Here is a 14,038-nt window from a genome sequence, read left to right on the forward strand (position 1 = left end):
CACCGCTCAAGTTCGGCCTGGCCCTGCTGCTGACCGGCGCCTCCTTCGTGCCCCGCCGGCGATTGAGGCGCGGGGCCCGGGGCAGAGCCCCGGCAACGGCGCCGCACGCACCCCCCGGACCCCGACGCCCCCGATCCGGCCCCGCCCGCGGCAGCGACCGGCGGCCCTAGTTTCGGCGGGTCAGCGACAGCAAGTCGCGGGCCGGCCCCGCAGGCCGCGCCCCGGCGGGCCACACGGCCCGCAAGGCACGTCCCAGCGCGGCCCCCGCCACCGGCACCTCCACCAGCCGCCGCGCCGCCAGCTCGTCCCCCACGGCCAGCTCCGACAGGACGCACGGCCCGGCCCCGCTCAGCGCCGCCGCCTTGACCGCGGTGGTCGACGCCAGCTCCAGCAGCGGCGCGGCCAGCCCCCCGCACCCCGCCAGCGCGGCGTCCAGCACCTGCCGGGTCCCCGACCCCCGCTCCCGCAGGATCAGCGGCGCCGAGGCCAGCTCCGCCACCTCCACCCCCTTCGAGCGCCGCGCCCACGCGTGCCCCGGCGCCACCGCCACCACCAGCCGGTCCTGCGCGATCACCGCCGAGTCCAGCCCCTCGGGAACCGTCAGCCCCTCCACGAAGCCGAGGTCCGCCTCGTGCGCGAGGACCCGCTGCGCGACCACCGCCGAGTTCCCCGCGTGCAGCGACACCGCGGTGTCCGGCCGCTGCCCGCGCAGCGCGATCAGCCATCCCGGCAGCAGGTACTCCGCGATCGTCATGCTGGCGGCCACCCGCAGCCGCGAGTCCCGCCGCCCCCGCAGCGCCTGCGCCCCCGCGTCGAAGGCCTCCGCCGCCTCCACCACCCGCCGGGCCCAGTCCGTGACCAGCGCGCCTTCCGCCGTCAGCGTGGAGCCCCGCGGCGAGCGGTCCACCAGGGCCACCCCGAGCCGCGCCTCCATCGCCCGGATCCGGCTGCTCGCCGCGGGCTGGGTGATCCCCAGCCGCCTCGCCGCACCGCTCAGGCTCCCCACGCGCGCCACCGCGAGCAGCAGCTCCAGCGCCCCCAGGTCCGGCACCCGGTGCGCCAGCGGCACCCACTCCTCATTACCCATAACATCAGTTTATGGCCCTATAGCGAGAAGGCCTCTGCCGCCCGCTCCCACCGGCCACGACGCTGGATCCATGGCCACCACCCTCGTGCGACCCCGCACCACCGCCACCACCCCCGAGACCGCTCCCCGCGCCCACAAGGCCCTGCGGCAGCTCGGTCCCAACTGGTACGCCTCGATCATGGGCACGGCGATCGTCGCCAACGCCGGCGCCACCCTCCCGTACCAGGTCCCCGGCCAGCGCGTGGCCTGCCAGCTCGTCTGGGCGCTGTCCGCCTTCGCACTCGCCGTGCTGCTCACCGCCCGCGCCGGGCACTGGATCCACCACCGCGACCAGGCCCGCGCCCATCTCCTGGACCCCGCCGTCGCCCCCTTCTACGGCTGCCTGTCGATGGCGCTGCTGGCCGTCGGCGGCGGCACCCTCATCGTCGGCAAGGACCTGATCGGTACCGGCGCAGCCGTGGCCGTCGACGCCGTGCTGTTCACCGCCGGCACCGCGATCGGCCTGGCCATGGCCGTGGTGGTGCCCTACCTGATGGTGGTCCGCCACAAGGTCGAGGCCGGCCAGGCGACTCCCGTCTGGCTGCTCCCCCTGGTCGCCCCCATGGTCTCCGCCGCCCTCGGCCCCCTGCTGATACCCCACCTGCCCGCCGGCCAGCCCCGCGAGGCCATGCTGCTCGCCTGCTACGCCATGTTCGGCATCAGCCTGCTGGCCACCCTGCTGATGCTCCCCCTGGTCTTCGGCCGGCTGATCGTGGGCGGTCCCCTCCCCCTGGCCCTGACCCCCACGCTCTTCCTGGTCCTCGGCCCCCTCGGCCAGTCCACCACCGCCGTGAACCAGCTCGCCGACATGGCCCCCCAGTCGATCGGCGCCCCCTACGCCGGGGCCCTCGGCGCCTTCGCGGTCGTCTACGGGGTCCCCGTGATGGGCTTCGCCCTGCTGTGGGCGGCCCTCGCCACCGCCATGCTGGTACGGGCCGCCCGCGACGGCATGGGCTTCGCCATGACCTGGTGGGCCCTGACCTTCCCCGTCGGCACCTGCGTCACCGGCGCCGCGGGCCTGGCCCGCCACACCGGCCTGACCGCCTTCGCCTGGCTCGCGGCGGCCCTCTTCCTCGCCCTGCTGACCGCCTGGCTGCTCGCCGCCACCCACACCCTGCGCGGCCTGTTCTCAGGCCGCCTGCTCGCCGCCTAGGAGGCCGGAGGGCACGACGCTCAGCGCGCCGCGCGCAGGGCCTTCGCCAGTACTCCGGGCGCCTCGGCCAGCGAGGGTCCGTACCAGGTCAGGTGGCGCCCGCTGACCAGGGCGGCGGGCAGGCCCGGGAAGGCCTCCGGGCCGTCCTGCGCGGTGAAGCGGTACGGCTCGTCCGGGAGCACCGCCAGATCGCAGCCCGCGGCCGCGAGCTCCTCGACCGGGATCCTCGGATACCGCTCCGGATGCCCGGCGTAGACGTTGCGCACCCCCAGCCGGGCGAGCAGGTCGCCCGCGAAGGTGTCCCGGCCCAGCACCATCCACGGCCGGCGCCACACCGGCACGAAGGCCGTGCGCTCGGCGGCCGGCTCCACCCGGGCCCACGCGGCCTCGGCGTCCGCCAGCCACCCCGGCCTCGCCAGCCCCAGCACTCCCACCAGCAGCCGGTCCAGCTCGCGCAGGGCCTGGGGCAGCTCGCGTACCTCGGTGACCAGCACCTCCAGCCCGGCCGCCCGCAGCGCCGCCAGGTCCGGGGCCCGGTTCTCCTCCTCGTTGGCGATCACCAGGTCCGGGCGCAGCTCCGCGATCGCGCGGACGTCCGGGTTCTTCGTCCCCCCGATCCGCACCGCGCCGCCGAGGTCCGCGGGGTGGGTGCACCAGTCGGTGACCCCGACGAGCAGCCCGGGCGCGCTCACGGCCACGGCCTCGGTCAGGGAGGGCACCAGCGAGACGATCCGCCGCACGCCGCTCAGTGCCCCGGGGACGGCGGCTCGGAGGTCGCGTGGATGTGGTCGCCCACCGCCACCACCATGATCCGGGTGTCCTCGGTGACGGCCCGCCAGCGGTGCCGCACGCCTCCCGACAGGAACAGGGCGTCGCCGCTCTCCAGCCGGTAGGCCCGCCCCTCCGCCTCGACCTGGCAGGCGCCCGCGACCACGTACATCAGCTCGTCGTTGCGGTGCTGGTACTCGCGCCCCGCGTCCTGGTCCCCGGTGAACTCCATGGCGTGCAGCTGGTGGTGCCCGCGGACGAGGGGGCGTACGCCCGGCACCGGCGTGAGCCCGGATGCGTCACCGGCCCGTACGAGGTCCACCGTGCGCGCGGTGTCGGACGCGGCGAGCAGCTCGACGGCCGTGGTCTCCAGCGCGTCGGCGACCCGTTCCAGGGACCGCATGCTGGGCCGGGCCCGCTCGTTCTCTATCTGGCTGAGGAACGGGACCGACAGCCCGCTGCGCGCGGACACGGCGGCCAGGGTCAGGTGGAGGGCGCGGCGCCGCTTGCGCACGGCGACGCCCACCCGGAGCGGCTCCTTGCCGTCCTTGTCCTTTTCCTTGTCCCTGTCCGTGGCCATGCCCTGGGGGCTCTTGTCGTCCAGGCCGTCCGTGCCGTCCCTGTCGTTCATTTCGGGGCTGCCCTCCCCTTGTCCGTCGCACATCGGTGTGCTGTAAGCACCTTACGCAGCAACCGCCTCCCGTTTCGCGTGCACGGGTGTTCCCGTACCGGATCGCTCACCGTCCGTGGCCGCCCGGCGGGCCGTCGACCGCGTTGCGGCATCATCGTCTGCGTGACGACACGACGCCTGATGCTCCTGGACACCGCCTCCCTCTACTACCGGGCCTACTTCGGCGTCCCGGACTCCGTGAGGGCCCCCGACGGCACTCCGGTGAACGCCGTGCGCGGGCTGCTCGACTTCATCGGCCGGCTGGTCCAGGACCACCGTCCGGACGACCTCGTCGCCTGCATGGACGCGGACTGGCGGCCGCACTGGCGGGTGGAGCTGATCCCCTCGTACAAGGCCCACCGGGTGGCGGTGGAGACCGAGACCGGACCGGACGTGGAGGAGACCCCCGACACCCTGGCCCCGCAGGTCCCGATCATCGAGGCGGCGCTGGACGCCTTCGGCATCGCCCGTGTGGGAGTGGCCGGCTACGAGGCGGACGACGTCATCGGCACCCTCACGGCCCGCGCGAGCGGCCCGGTGGACATCGTCACGGGCGACCGCGACCTGTACCAGCTGGTGGACGACGCCAGGCAGCGGCGGGTGCTCTACCCCCTCAAGGGCGTGGGCACCCTCCAGGTGACGGACGAGGCGTGGCTGCGCGAGAAGTACGGGGTCGACGGCCCGGGGTACGCGGACCTGGCACTGCTGCGCGGGGACCCGAGCGACGGCCTGCCGGGCGTCCCCGGGATCGGGGAGAAGACGGCGGCGAAGCTCCTCGACGCCTACGGCTCGCTCGCCGGGATCATCGCGGCGGTCGACGACCCGAAGTCGAAGCTGACACCCACCCAGCGCAAGCGGCTGGACGAATCCCGCCCCTATCTGGCGGTGGCCCCGAAGGTGGTCCAGGTGGCCGCCGACGTCCCGCTCCCCCCGTTCGACGCGGCCCTCCCGGCCGCCCCGGCACAGCCCGAACTCGTCGACGCCCTCGCCCATCGGTGGGGTTTGGGTGGAGCCGTGTCGCGTCTCAGCAGCGCACTCCGGCCTTGAGGTGCTAACTTAGGTAATCCTAAGCTTGGTTCAGGGGAGTCAGGGGAGACACCGTGGCAGAAGGACGCGCCCGTTCCGTCGGCACCGCCGTCGTCGTTCGCACCGAGCGGCTCACACCGCACATGGTGCGCATCGTGCTGGGCGGTGACGGGCTGGCCGGATTCGGCGCGGGCGAGTTCACCGACCACTACATCAAGATCCTCTTCCCGCCGCAGGGGGTCACGTACCCCGAGCCGTGGGACCTGGAGGGGATCCGCGCCCACTTCCCGCGGGCGCAGTGGCCGAGGCAGCGCGCGTACACCGTACGGAACTGGGACGCGGCGCACCGCGAGCTGACGCTCGACTTCGTCGTCCACGGCGACGAGGGCCTGGCCGGCCCGTGGGCGGCGCGGGTCCAGCCGGGTGAGGTCGTACGGTTCCTCGGCCCGGGCGGGGCCTACGCCCCGGACCCGGCGGCCGAATGGCACCTGCTGGTCGGCGACGAGAGCGCACTGCCGGCGATCGCGGCGGCGATGGAGCGGATGCCGGCGGGTGCGCGGGTCCACGCCTTCGTGGAGATCGAGGGCCCGTCGGCCGAGCTGAAGGTGGCCACCCCGGACGGGGTCGTCCCGGTCTGGCTCCACCGCGGCGACCGCCCGATCGGCGAGGCGCTGGTGGAGGCGGTCATGGCCCTGGAGTTCCCCTCCACGGACGTCCACGCCTTCGTCCACGGCGAGGCGGGCTTCGTGAAGGACCTCCGCCGCCACCTGCGCCTGGAACGCGGCATCGCCCGCGAACGCCTGTCGATCTCCGGCTACTGGCGCCTGGGCGAGACGGACGAGGGCTGGCGCGCGATCAAGCGCGACTGGAACGCGGCGGTAGAGGCCGAACAGGACCACGCCACAGCCGCGTAGCCGCCTGCGGCGAAGCCCGGCCGACCCCGCGCCCGCAGCGGGGCCCGGCCGCAGTCCCGCCGCCGCACCAGCCACGACGACCCCGCGGAAGGCAACGGCGCCGAGCCACATCCAGCCCCGCCGGCGCTTGAGGCGCGGGAGCCCGGGGGCAGCGCCCCCGGCAACGGCACCGCACCCGAGCCCCACCCCGCCGCCACGGGCCCGGCTCCGCACCCCAGGCCGGCACGGGCGGAGCCGACGCGCGCATTCACCCGCACGGCGGGACAATCAGCTCATGCGCACGCGCACAGCAGCCGCCGGGGCAGCCCTGGCAGCCGCGGTGGCGAGCAGCCTGCTGGCCACCGCGGCGACCACGGCCCCGAGCCCCCCGCCCGCGCCACAGCCCGCCCTCACCGACGAGGCCGTGGCCAAGGCCGTGGACCGCCTGGACCGCACCATCGAGGACCTGATGCGCCGCACCGGCGTCCCCGGCGTCTCCGTGGCCGTCGTCCACGACGACGAGGTCGTCCACCTCAAGGGCTTCGGCGTCCGCCGCACCGGCGAACGCGCGGCCGTCGGCCCCGACACCGTCTTCCAGCTCGCCTCGGTCTCCAAGCCGGTGTCCTCCAGCGTCGTGGCCGGCGCTTTCACCGACCCCGCCGAGTGGGACCGCCACATCACGGTCCCCGGGTTCTCCCTGAAGGACCCCTGGGTCACCGGGCACGTCACGGCCGCCGACCTGTTCTCCCACCGCAGCGGCCTCCCCGACCACGCCGGCGACCTCCTCGAGGACCTCGGCTACGACCAGTCGTACATCTTCGACCACCTGCGCCTGGAACCGCTCACCCCGTTCCGCGCGAGCTACGCGTACACCAACTTCGGCCTCACCGCCGCCGCCGAGGCCATCGCCCGCGCCAAGGGCACCACCTGGCAGAAGCTCTGCGCCGACACCCTCTTCAAGCCCGCCGGCATGACCCGTACGAGCACCGAGTTCTCCGCCTACGCGAAGGCCCCCGACCGCGCCTCCACCCACGTCAAGAACCCGGACGGCACCTGGAGCCCCCGCTTCGTCCGCAACGCGGACGCCCAGGCCCCGGCCGGCGGCGTCAGTTCCACCGCCCGCGACATGTCCCGCTGGCTGCGCCTCCAGCTCGCCGGCGGCACGCTCGACGGAAAGCGGATCATCCCCGCCGACACCCTGGCCCGCACGTACGTCCCCGAGATCGTCTCGCAGCCGCCCGCGAACCCCACCGCCCGCACCGGCTTCTACGGCCTCGGCTGGAACGTCTCCTACGACGCCGCCGGCCGACTGCGCCTGAGCCACTCCGGAGGCTTCGAGCTCGGCGCCAACACCAACGTCACCATGCTCCCGCTGGAGCGGCTCGGCATCGTCGTCCTGACCAACGGCGCACCGGTCGGCCTGGCCGACGCCGTCGCGCTCGACTTCTTCGACTCGGTCGAATACGGCAAGGCCACCGCCGACTGGCTGGGCCTGACCGGCTCCGTCTACCAGCAGATGCGGGATGCGACCCGCTCCCCCACCGACTACTCCGACCCGCCCGCCTCCGTCCGGCCCGCCCAGGACAGCGCCGCGTACACCGGCACCTACGTCAGCCCCTACTACGGCAAGGCCACCGTCACCGCGGACGCCAAGGGCGCGCTCACCCTGTCCCTCGGGCCGAAGCCGCTGCGCTTCCCGCTCGCCCACTACGACGGCGACACCTTCAGCTTCGAGACCACGGGCGAGTACGCGACCGGCCGCACCGGGGTGACCTTCACCGACGGCACGCTGCGCGTCGAATACCTCGATGCCGACCACCTGGGCACCTTCACCGAGCAGTAGCCCGCTCCGCATAGCCTGTCCCCGATGAGACGCAGAGCCCAGCCACCCCCTTCCCCCCTCCCCCAGCGCGCCGGCATCGACCCGGTCCGGCTGCGCCTGCCCCCGGATCCGGACGGCGCCTGGCCGGACCTCGGGAGCTACCTGGTCGCGCACTACGCGGGCGGCCCCGGCGCCGGGGCCGTCGCCCGGCTGCTGGACGCCGGCCGGATCCTCGGCCCCGGCGGCCGCGTCCTGCACGCGCGGGACCCGTACGAGCCGGGCGGCTACCTGTGGTTCCACCGCGACCTGCCGGCCGAGGCGCCCGTCCCCTTCGCGGTCCGCGTCGTGTACCGCGACGCGCACCTCCTGGTCGTGGACAAGCCGCACTTCCTCGCGACCACCCCGCGCGGCAGCCACGTCACCCAGACCGCCCTCGCCCGGCTCCGCGCGGAGCTGGACCTGCCCTCCCTCAGCCCGGCGCACCGGCTGGACCGGCTGACGGCGGGGCTGGTGCTGTTCAGCGTCCGGCCCGAGGACCGCGGGGCGTACCAGCTCCTGTTCCAGCAGCGGCGCGTGTACAAGGAGTACGAGGCGCTCGCGCCCCACGACCCGGCGCTCGCCTTCCCCCGCACGGTCCGCAGCCGCATCGAGAAGGCCCGCGGGGTCATCGCGGCGGCCGAGGTCCCCGGCGGGGAGCCCAACGCGGAGAGCCTGGTGGAACTCACCGGGGCCTCGGGCGGACTGGGCCGCTACCGGCTGACCCCGCACACCGGCCGCACCCACCAGCTGCGGGTGCACATGAACAGCCTCGGCCTGCCCATCCTGGGCGACCCGGTGTACCCGCGGGTCACCGACCCCGCGCCGGACGACTACCGGCGGCCGCTGCAACTGCTGGCCCGCGTACTGGAGTTCACCGACCCGGTCACCGGCATCGGCCACCGCTTCGAGAGCGGCCGCACCCTTCGGGCCTGGCACGACCGCGCCGCCTGGGAGACGGGCCCCGGCGAGGACGACTGGGCCGGCTAGGGGGTGTCGGGCCGGCCGGCCGCCCCCGCGATGCGCAGCGCCGCGTCGGCGGTGGCCTCCGCGAAGACGGTGACCGGCCGCTGCGGGTCGGCGCGGTGGATCAGCATGACGCCCTCGATCAGCCCGAAGACGAGGTCGTTGCGCAGCGCCAGGGCGGAGCCGTCCCCGGCCAGTTCGGCGCGCGCACCGGTCCCGTCGAGCAACATGCGGTAGGCGTCCTTGAGTTCGCCGCGCATCCGGCGGAACCGCCCGAAGCGCGCGCCCGCCACCTCGGGCAGCAGGTAGAGCGCCCCCAGGTCGTACGGGCCCCCGCACAGGAGCAGCACGTCGGAGCGGCACAGCTCCCACAGCCGCCGTGCGGCGGGGCGGCCGGTGTCGGCGAGCAGCCGTCGGGCCAGTACCAGAGAGGGGGCGACGGTGGACTCCAGCAGTTCGGCGAGGAGGTCCTCCTTGCCGCCGAAGTAGTGGTACATCGTGGCCTGGCGCATTCCGGCCCGTTCGGCGACCGCCCGCGTAGTCGTCGCCGCATAGCCGTGGGCGGTGAACAACTCGGCCGCCGCGCAGAGGAGTTCCTCGCGCGGCGGCCGGTCGCTCCGCGGTCTCAGCCGGTCGGCTCGTGGCCGGCCGACCCGTATCGGTATCGGTATCGGCCCTTCGCCCGCTCCCGCACTCATGGACCGATCGTCGCACAGAGCACGCCGATTCGATCATGGCAAGAGATCAGACCACGCCGCCCCCGCCCTCGGAGGAAGCCCCAAGGGCCCCTAGCCGACGGAGCTGTAGGCCACGACACCCCGCAACAGCGCGTCGACGGCCTTGCGGGCGTTCTTGGCCACCGTGCTCCCGCTGTCGCCCGAGGCCGACGGTGCGGCCGCGGCGACCTGCCCCAGCACGTCGATGACCTGCTTGCACCAGCGCACGAAGTCCCCGGCCGGCATCTCCGCCTCGCGCAGCACCTCGTCCAGGCTCTTGTCGGAGGCCCACTGGTAGGCCGCCCACGCGAAGCCGAGGTCCGGCTCGCGCTGGCCCACGCCCTCCGCCTGGTTGATCCGGTGCTCCTCCTCCAGGGCGTCGAGCCGGCCCCAGATGCGGACCATCTCACCGAGGGCGGCCTTCGCCGCGCCGCCCGGCACCTTCGGCGCGACCGCGTCGTCGGACTGCCGTGCCTCGAAGACCAGCGCCGAGACGCAGGCGGCCAGTTCGGCCGGGCTCAGGCCCTCCCAGATGCCCGCGCGCAGGCACTCGGAGGCCAGCAGGTCCAGCTCGCCGTACAGCCGGGCGAGCCGCTTGCCGTGCACGGTGACCTCGTCCTCGCGCAGGTAGTCCAGCTCGGTCAGGAGCGCGTGGATCCGGTCGAAGGTGCGGGCGATGGTGTTCGTCCGGCCCTCGATCCGCCGCTCCAGCTGCTGGGTGTCCCGCTTGAGCCGGTGGTAGCGCTCCGCCCAGCGGGCGTGGTCCTCGCGCTCGTCGCAGCCGTGGCAGGGGTGCGCCCGCAGCTCCGCCCGGAGCCGGGCGATCTCGCGGTCGTCGGCCGCCGCGGCCCGGCCGCGGCCACGCCGTTCCGGCGTGAGGTGCCCGGCCTTGGAACGCAGTTGGGAGGCCAGGTCCCGACGGGACTGCGGGGAGCGGGCGTTGAAGGTCTTGGGGATCCGCATCCGGTCGAGGGCCTCCACCGGCACCGGGAAGTCGATCGCGGCGAGCCGCTTGACCTGCCGCTCGGCTGTGAGCACGAGCGGGCGCGGGCCCTCCGCGTACTCGTACCCGCGGTGCCCGTTGACCCGCCCGGCCGGCACGCCCGGGTCCAGGACCAGCGCGAGCCCGGCGAACTTGCCCGTGGGCACGTGGATGATGTCGCCCGGCTTGAGCTTCTCCAGCGAACTGGCCGCCTGGACCCGCCGCTGCGCCGCGCCCTGCTTGGCCAGCTCGGTCTCGCGGTCCTTGAGGTCCCGGCGCAGCTGCGCGTACTCCTCGAAGTCGCCGAGGTGGCAGGTCATGCCCTCCCGGTAGCCCTCCAGGCCCTCCTCGTTGCGCTGCACCTGCCGGGAGATCCCGACGACCGAGCGGTCGGCCTGGAACTGCGCGAAGGAGGTCTCGAGCAGCTCGCGCGAGCGGTGCCGCCCGAACTGGCTGACCAGGTTCACGGCCATGTTGTAGGAGGGCTTGAAGCTGGAGCGCAGCGGATACGTACGGGTGCCCGCGAGCCCGGCGAGCGCCGCCGGGTCCATGCCCCGCTGCCACAGCACCACCGCGTGGCCCTCGACGTCGATCCCGCGCCGCCCGGCCCGGCCGGTCAGCTGCGTGTACTCGCCGGGGGTGATGTCGGCGTGCTGCTCGCCGTTCCACTTGACCAGTTTCTCCAGGATGACCGTGCGCGCGGGCATGTTGATGCCCAGCGCCAGGGTCTCGGTGGCGAAGACGGCCTTGACCAGGCCCCGTACGAAGAGCTCCTCCACGACCTCCTTGAAGGTGGGCAGCATGCCCGCGTGGTGCGCGGCGATGCCCCGCTCCAGGCCTTCGAGCCACTCGTAGTAGCCCAGGACGTGCAGGTCCTCGTCGGGGATGGAGGCGGTCCGCGCCTCGACGATCTCGCGGACCCTGAGGCGCGCGGAATCGTCGTTGAGCCGCAGGCCCGCGTAGAGGCACTGCTGGACGGCGGCCTCGCAGCCGGCCCGGCTGAAGATGAAGTTGATGGCGGGCAGCAGCCCGTCCCCGTCGAGGCGGGCGATGACCTCGGGCCGGGAGGGGGTCCAGATCCGGCCGCGGGAGCGCCGCTCGCGCTCGCGGTCCGCCTCGCGGACCATCTTCCCGCGCCGCCGGTCCTTGGGGCTGTAGGTGCGGCTGTTCTCCTCGCGCGCCATCCGCAGCAGGTCGGGATTGACCTCGCGGCGGGCGGAGCCGCGGCCTCCGTGGTCGGACTCCTCCTCGAAGAGGTCGAAGATGCGGCGGCCGGCCATGACGTGCTGCCACAGCGGTACGGGCCGCTCCTCGGAGACGATCACCTCGGTGTCCCCGCGCACGGTGTCCAGCCAGTCGCCGAACTCCTCCGCGTTGGACACCGTCGCCGACAGCGACACCAGGGTCACCGACTCGGGGAGGTGGATGATCACTTCCTCCCACACGGCTCCGCGGAATCGGTCGGAGAGGTAGTGCACCTCGTCCATCACCACGTACCCGAGGCCGCGCAGCGACTGGGAGCCCGCATACAGCATGTTGCGGAGCACCTCGGTGGTCATCACGACCACCGGCGCCTCGGAGTTGACGCTGTTGTCGCCGGTGAGCAGGCCCACCTTGTCGGCGCCGTAGCGCTTGACGAGGTCGGCGTACTTCTGGTTCGACAGGGCCTTGATGGGCGTCGTGTAGAAGCACTTGCGGCCCTGCTGGAGGGCCAGGTGCACGGCGAACTCGCCGACGATCGTCTTGCCCGAGCCGGTCGGGGCGGCCACCAGGACGCCCTTGCCCGCCTCCAGTGCCTTACAGGCCTCGACCTGGTACGGGTCCAGGTCGAATGCGTACATCTCGCGGAAGGGCGCCAGCGCGCTGGCCTCTTCGGCGGCGCGGATCCGGGCAGCGGCGTACCGCTCGGCCGGTGAGAGTTCTTCGGTCATCTTGAGATCGAGCCTACCCGCCCCCTCTGACAACAGTCGCGATCATTTAAGTGAGCAGCCGCAGGGCCCGGGGGACGCACTCGGCGGCCACCGGCAGCGGTCCGACCGGCTCCCCGTCGGCGTAGGCGGTGAGCCCGGCGGCCTCCAGGGTGACCGTCCGGGCCCGGTGGACGGTCACCTTCGGGTGGCTGAGGTGGGTCCCCTTGTAGACCTGCGGGAACACGGTGAGCAGGGTGGTGCGGCTGCAGTCGCCGACCACGGTGACGTCGAAGAGCCCGTCGTCGGGGACGGCGTCCGCGCAGATGCGCATGCCGCCGCCGTAGGAGGAGCCGTTCCCCACGGCGACGAGGGTGGCCTCGGTCTCGATGGCCGGACCGCCGTCGAGCGTGATCCGGTAGGGGAACGGCCGGAACGCGGCCAGCTCCGCGATCATCGCCAGGTCGTACTTGAACCGGCCGGCCGGCAGCCGCATCCGGTTGCCCCGGTCGTTGACCTTGGAATCGAAGCCGGAGCAGAGCACGGTCCCGTACCAGGTGTCCGCCACCCGCCCGAGGTCGATCTCGCGGATCCGGCCCTCCTTGAGGGCTCCGGCGGCCAGCCGCCCCGCCCGCTGGGGCTCCCGCACGGGCAGCCCCAGCGCCCGCGCGAAGTCGTTCCCGGTGCCGACGGCGACCACCCCGAGGGGTACGTCCGTACCCGCCAGCGCCTGGAGGGCCAGCGAGACCATGCCGTCGCCGCCCACCGCGATCACCGCGCCGGTGCCCGCGCGGACGGCGGAGCGCAGCCGGGCCAGAGCGTCCGGCGCGTCGGTGCCGACGACGGTCCGTACCGAGAAGCCCGCCGCCCGCAACGCGGAAGCGGCCGGCTGCGCGGCGTGCGCGCCCCGGCCGCGTCCCGCGGTGGGATTGACGAACAGCGTGATCTCAGAGCTCAGCACTGGGGCCCCTCCCGGCGGTCGCTGGGAGAGAAATCTACCTGTCAGGTCGCGTCGTCGTAACCGTTGATCCGCCGGCGTCCGCCGTCCGTCTGGCCGGGCAGCTCGGTGGGAGCGGGGACCGCCTCCATCTCGCCGATCGGCGCCGGGGCGAGGTCCAGCGCGGAGGCCTCGTCGTCGTCGAGCCCGGCGTCGGGGTCGTTGCGCCGGCGCCTGCGGTCGTTGACCAGGCAGATGCCGAGCGCGATGAAGTACAGGGCCACGATCGGGGCGGCCAGCGACAGCATGGTGAGAGGGTCGCCGGTGGGCGTCGCGAAGGCGGCGAAGACCGTGATGCCGAGGACCATGGCGCGCCACCAGCTCGCCAGGCGCTTGGCCGTCAGCACTCCGGTGAAGTTCAGCAGGATCAGCAGCAGCGGCAGCTCGAAGGCCAAGCCGAAGACGATCACCATGCGGGCGACCAGGTCGAGGTAGTCGTCGACCGGCAGCAGGTTGCGCGCGTGGTCCGGCGTGAACTCGAGCAGGATCGTCGCGGTCTGCGGGAGGATCTTGTACGCGAGGACCGCGCCGGCCATGAAGAGCGGAGCGCCGACCGCGACGAAGGCGCGCGCGTACTTCTTCTCGTGGTTGTGCAGCCCGGGCGCGGTGAACGCCCACAGCTGGTAGAGCCACACCGGCGTGGACAGCACCACACCGGCCATCAGCGAGACCTTCAGGGCGATCGAGAACGCCGAGATCAGGCCGTTCACGGTCATGTCGGCGCAGGGGCGGCCGTTGCGCTGGGTCACCACCCCGTTGGTGCAGCCGACGGAATCCAGCATCGGCTTCAACAGGAAGTTGATGATGTCCCGGTAGAAGACGGCGGCGACGGCCGTGATCACCAGGATCGCCAGGACCGACTTCAGCAGGCGGTTTCTCAGCTCACGCAGGTGCTCGACGAGAGGCATGCGCCCTTCGGCGTCCTTGGCCTGTCGTCCCTTTTTCTCCTGCTTGCGGGCAGACTTGAGCAACCCAC

Annotated in this window: 12 protein-coding genes; 5 read left to right on the forward strand and 7 right to left on the reverse strand. The window is 73.6% G+C overall.

The features are described from left to right. Positions 1-166 precede the first annotated feature (166 nt). Positions 167-1,087 (reverse strand): LysR family transcriptional regulator, encoded by a 921-nt coding sequence (locus tag AB0D66_RS29490; protein ID WP_362309988.1) that lies wholly within the window; start codon positions 1,085-1,087, stop codon positions 167-169. A gap of 70 nt (positions 1,088-1,157) precedes the next feature. On the opposite strand from AB0D66_RS29490, the gene AB0D66_RS29495 reads away from it, so the two are divergent. Next, positions 1,158-2,279: a TDT family transporter gene (locus AB0D66_RS29495; RefSeq protein ID WP_362309990.1), complete on the forward strand. Its 1,122-nt coding sequence runs from the start codon at positions 1,158-1,160 to the stop codon at positions 2,277-2,279. 20 nt (positions 2,280-2,299) lie between these two features. Here AB0D66_RS29495 and AB0D66_RS29500 read toward each other — a convergent pair whose 3' ends face one another. After that, positions 2,300-3,019 (reverse strand): helical backbone metal receptor, encoded by a 720-nt coding sequence (locus tag AB0D66_RS29500; RefSeq protein ID WP_362309993.1) that lies wholly within the window; start codon positions 3,017-3,019, stop codon positions 2,300-2,302. A gap of 5 nt (positions 3,020-3,024) precedes the next feature. Beyond that, positions 3,025-3,627 (reverse strand): XRE family transcriptional regulator, encoded by a 603-nt coding sequence (locus tag AB0D66_RS29505; protein WP_362310067.1) that lies wholly within the window; start codon positions 3,625-3,627, stop codon positions 3,025-3,027. 231 nt (positions 3,628-3,858) lie between these two features. On the opposite strand from AB0D66_RS29505, the gene AB0D66_RS29510 reads away from it, so the two are divergent. From AB0D66_RS29510 to AB0D66_RS29525, 4 genes are all read left to right on the forward strand, one after another. Further along, complete coding sequence (locus AB0D66_RS29510; RefSeq protein WP_362310070.1) at positions 3,859-4,764, forward strand: 5'-3' exonuclease; 906 nt, start codon at positions 3,859-3,861, stop codon at positions 4,762-4,764. Between the two features lie 53 nt (positions 4,765-4,817). Continuing rightward, on the forward strand, positions 4,818-5,657 hold the full coding sequence (locus AB0D66_RS29515) for a siderophore-interacting protein (RefSeq protein WP_362309995.1): 840 nt from the start codon (positions 4,818-4,820) through the stop codon (positions 5,655-5,657). 274 nt (positions 5,658-5,931) lie between these two features. Beyond that, the gene (locus AB0D66_RS29520; protein ID WP_362309998.1) at positions 5,932-7,479 is read left to right on the forward strand and encodes a serine hydrolase; all 1,548 of its coding nucleotides are present in this window, start codon (positions 5,932-5,934) and stop codon (positions 7,477-7,479) included. A gap of 24 nt (positions 7,480-7,503) precedes the next feature. Continuing rightward, positions 7,504-8,484, forward strand: coding sequence for an RluA family pseudouridine synthase (locus AB0D66_RS29525; RefSeq protein WP_362310000.1), 981 nt, complete (start codon positions 7,504-7,506; stop codon positions 8,482-8,484). Here the strand turns inward: AB0D66_RS29525 and AB0D66_RS29530 are convergent. The 4 genes from AB0D66_RS29530 to tatC all read right to left on the reverse strand — a co-directional run bounded on the left by AB0D66_RS29530 (position 8,481) and on the right by tatC (position 14,033). Beyond that, the gene (locus AB0D66_RS29530; protein ID WP_362310003.1) at positions 8,481-9,158 is read right to left on the reverse strand and encodes a helix-turn-helix domain-containing protein; all 678 of its coding nucleotides are present in this window, start codon (positions 9,156-9,158) and stop codon (positions 8,481-8,483) included. The genes AB0D66_RS29525 and AB0D66_RS29530 overlap by 4 nt on opposite strands. A 90-nt stretch (positions 9,159-9,248) precedes the next feature. Further along, a complete protein-coding gene (locus AB0D66_RS29535; protein ID WP_362310006.1) occupies positions 9,249-12,089 on the reverse strand; it encodes a DEAD/DEAH box helicase in 2,841 nt (946 codons plus the stop codon). Between the two features lie 46 nt (positions 12,090-12,135). Beyond that, positions 12,136-13,023 carry a diacylglycerol kinase gene (locus AB0D66_RS29540; RefSeq protein WP_362310073.1) on the reverse strand — a complete coding sequence of 296 codons (888 nt, stop codon included), beginning with the start codon at positions 13,021-13,023 and terminating at the stop codon, positions 12,136-12,138. A 44-nt stretch (positions 13,024-13,067) separates the two neighbouring features. Further along, on the reverse strand, positions 13,068-14,033 hold the full coding sequence (tatC, locus tag AB0D66_RS29545) for a twin-arginine translocase subunit TatC (protein ID WP_362310009.1): 966 nt from the start codon (positions 14,031-14,033) through the stop codon (positions 13,068-13,070). Positions 14,034-14,038: the final 5 nt, after the last annotated feature.

This window comes from Streptomyces sp. NPDC048270 (genome assembly GCF_040652335.1).
In the GTDB taxonomy this organism is placed as follows: Bacteria; Actinomycetota; Actinomycetes; order Streptomycetales; family Streptomycetaceae; genus Streptomyces.

Bases quoted from the DNA above. Each gene is read 5' to 3' on its own strand.
- AB0D66_RS29490 (WP_362309988.1), bottom strand. From the start codon at position 1,087: ATGGGTAATGAGGAGTGGGTGCCGCTGGCGCACCGGGTGCCGGACCTG.
- AB0D66_RS29495 (WP_362309990.1), top strand. From the start codon at position 1,158: ATGGCCACCACCCTCGTGCGACCCCGCACCACCGCCACCACCCCCGAG.
- AB0D66_RS29505 (WP_362310067.1), bottom strand. From the start codon at position 3,627: ATGGCCACGGACAGGGACAAGGAAAAGGACAAGGACGGCAAGGAGCCG.
- AB0D66_RS29510 (WP_362310070.1), top strand. From the start codon at position 3,859: ATGCTCCTGGACACCGCCTCCCTCTACTACCGGGCCTACTTCGGCGTC.
- AB0D66_RS29520 (WP_362309998.1), top strand. From the start codon at position 5,932: ATGCGCACGCGCACAGCAGCCGCCGGGGCAGCCCTGGCAGCCGCGGTG.
- AB0D66_RS29525 (WP_362310000.1), top strand. From the start codon at position 7,504: ATGAGACGCAGAGCCCAGCCACCCCCTTCCCCCCTCCCCCAGCGCGCC.
- AB0D66_RS29530 (WP_362310003.1), bottom strand. From the start codon at position 9,158: ATGAGTGCGGGAGCGGGCGAAGGGCCGATACCGATACCGATACGGGTC.
- AB0D66_RS29535 (WP_362310006.1), bottom strand. From the start codon at position 12,089: ATGACCGAAGAACTCTCACCGGCCGAGCGGTACGCCGCTGCCCGGATC.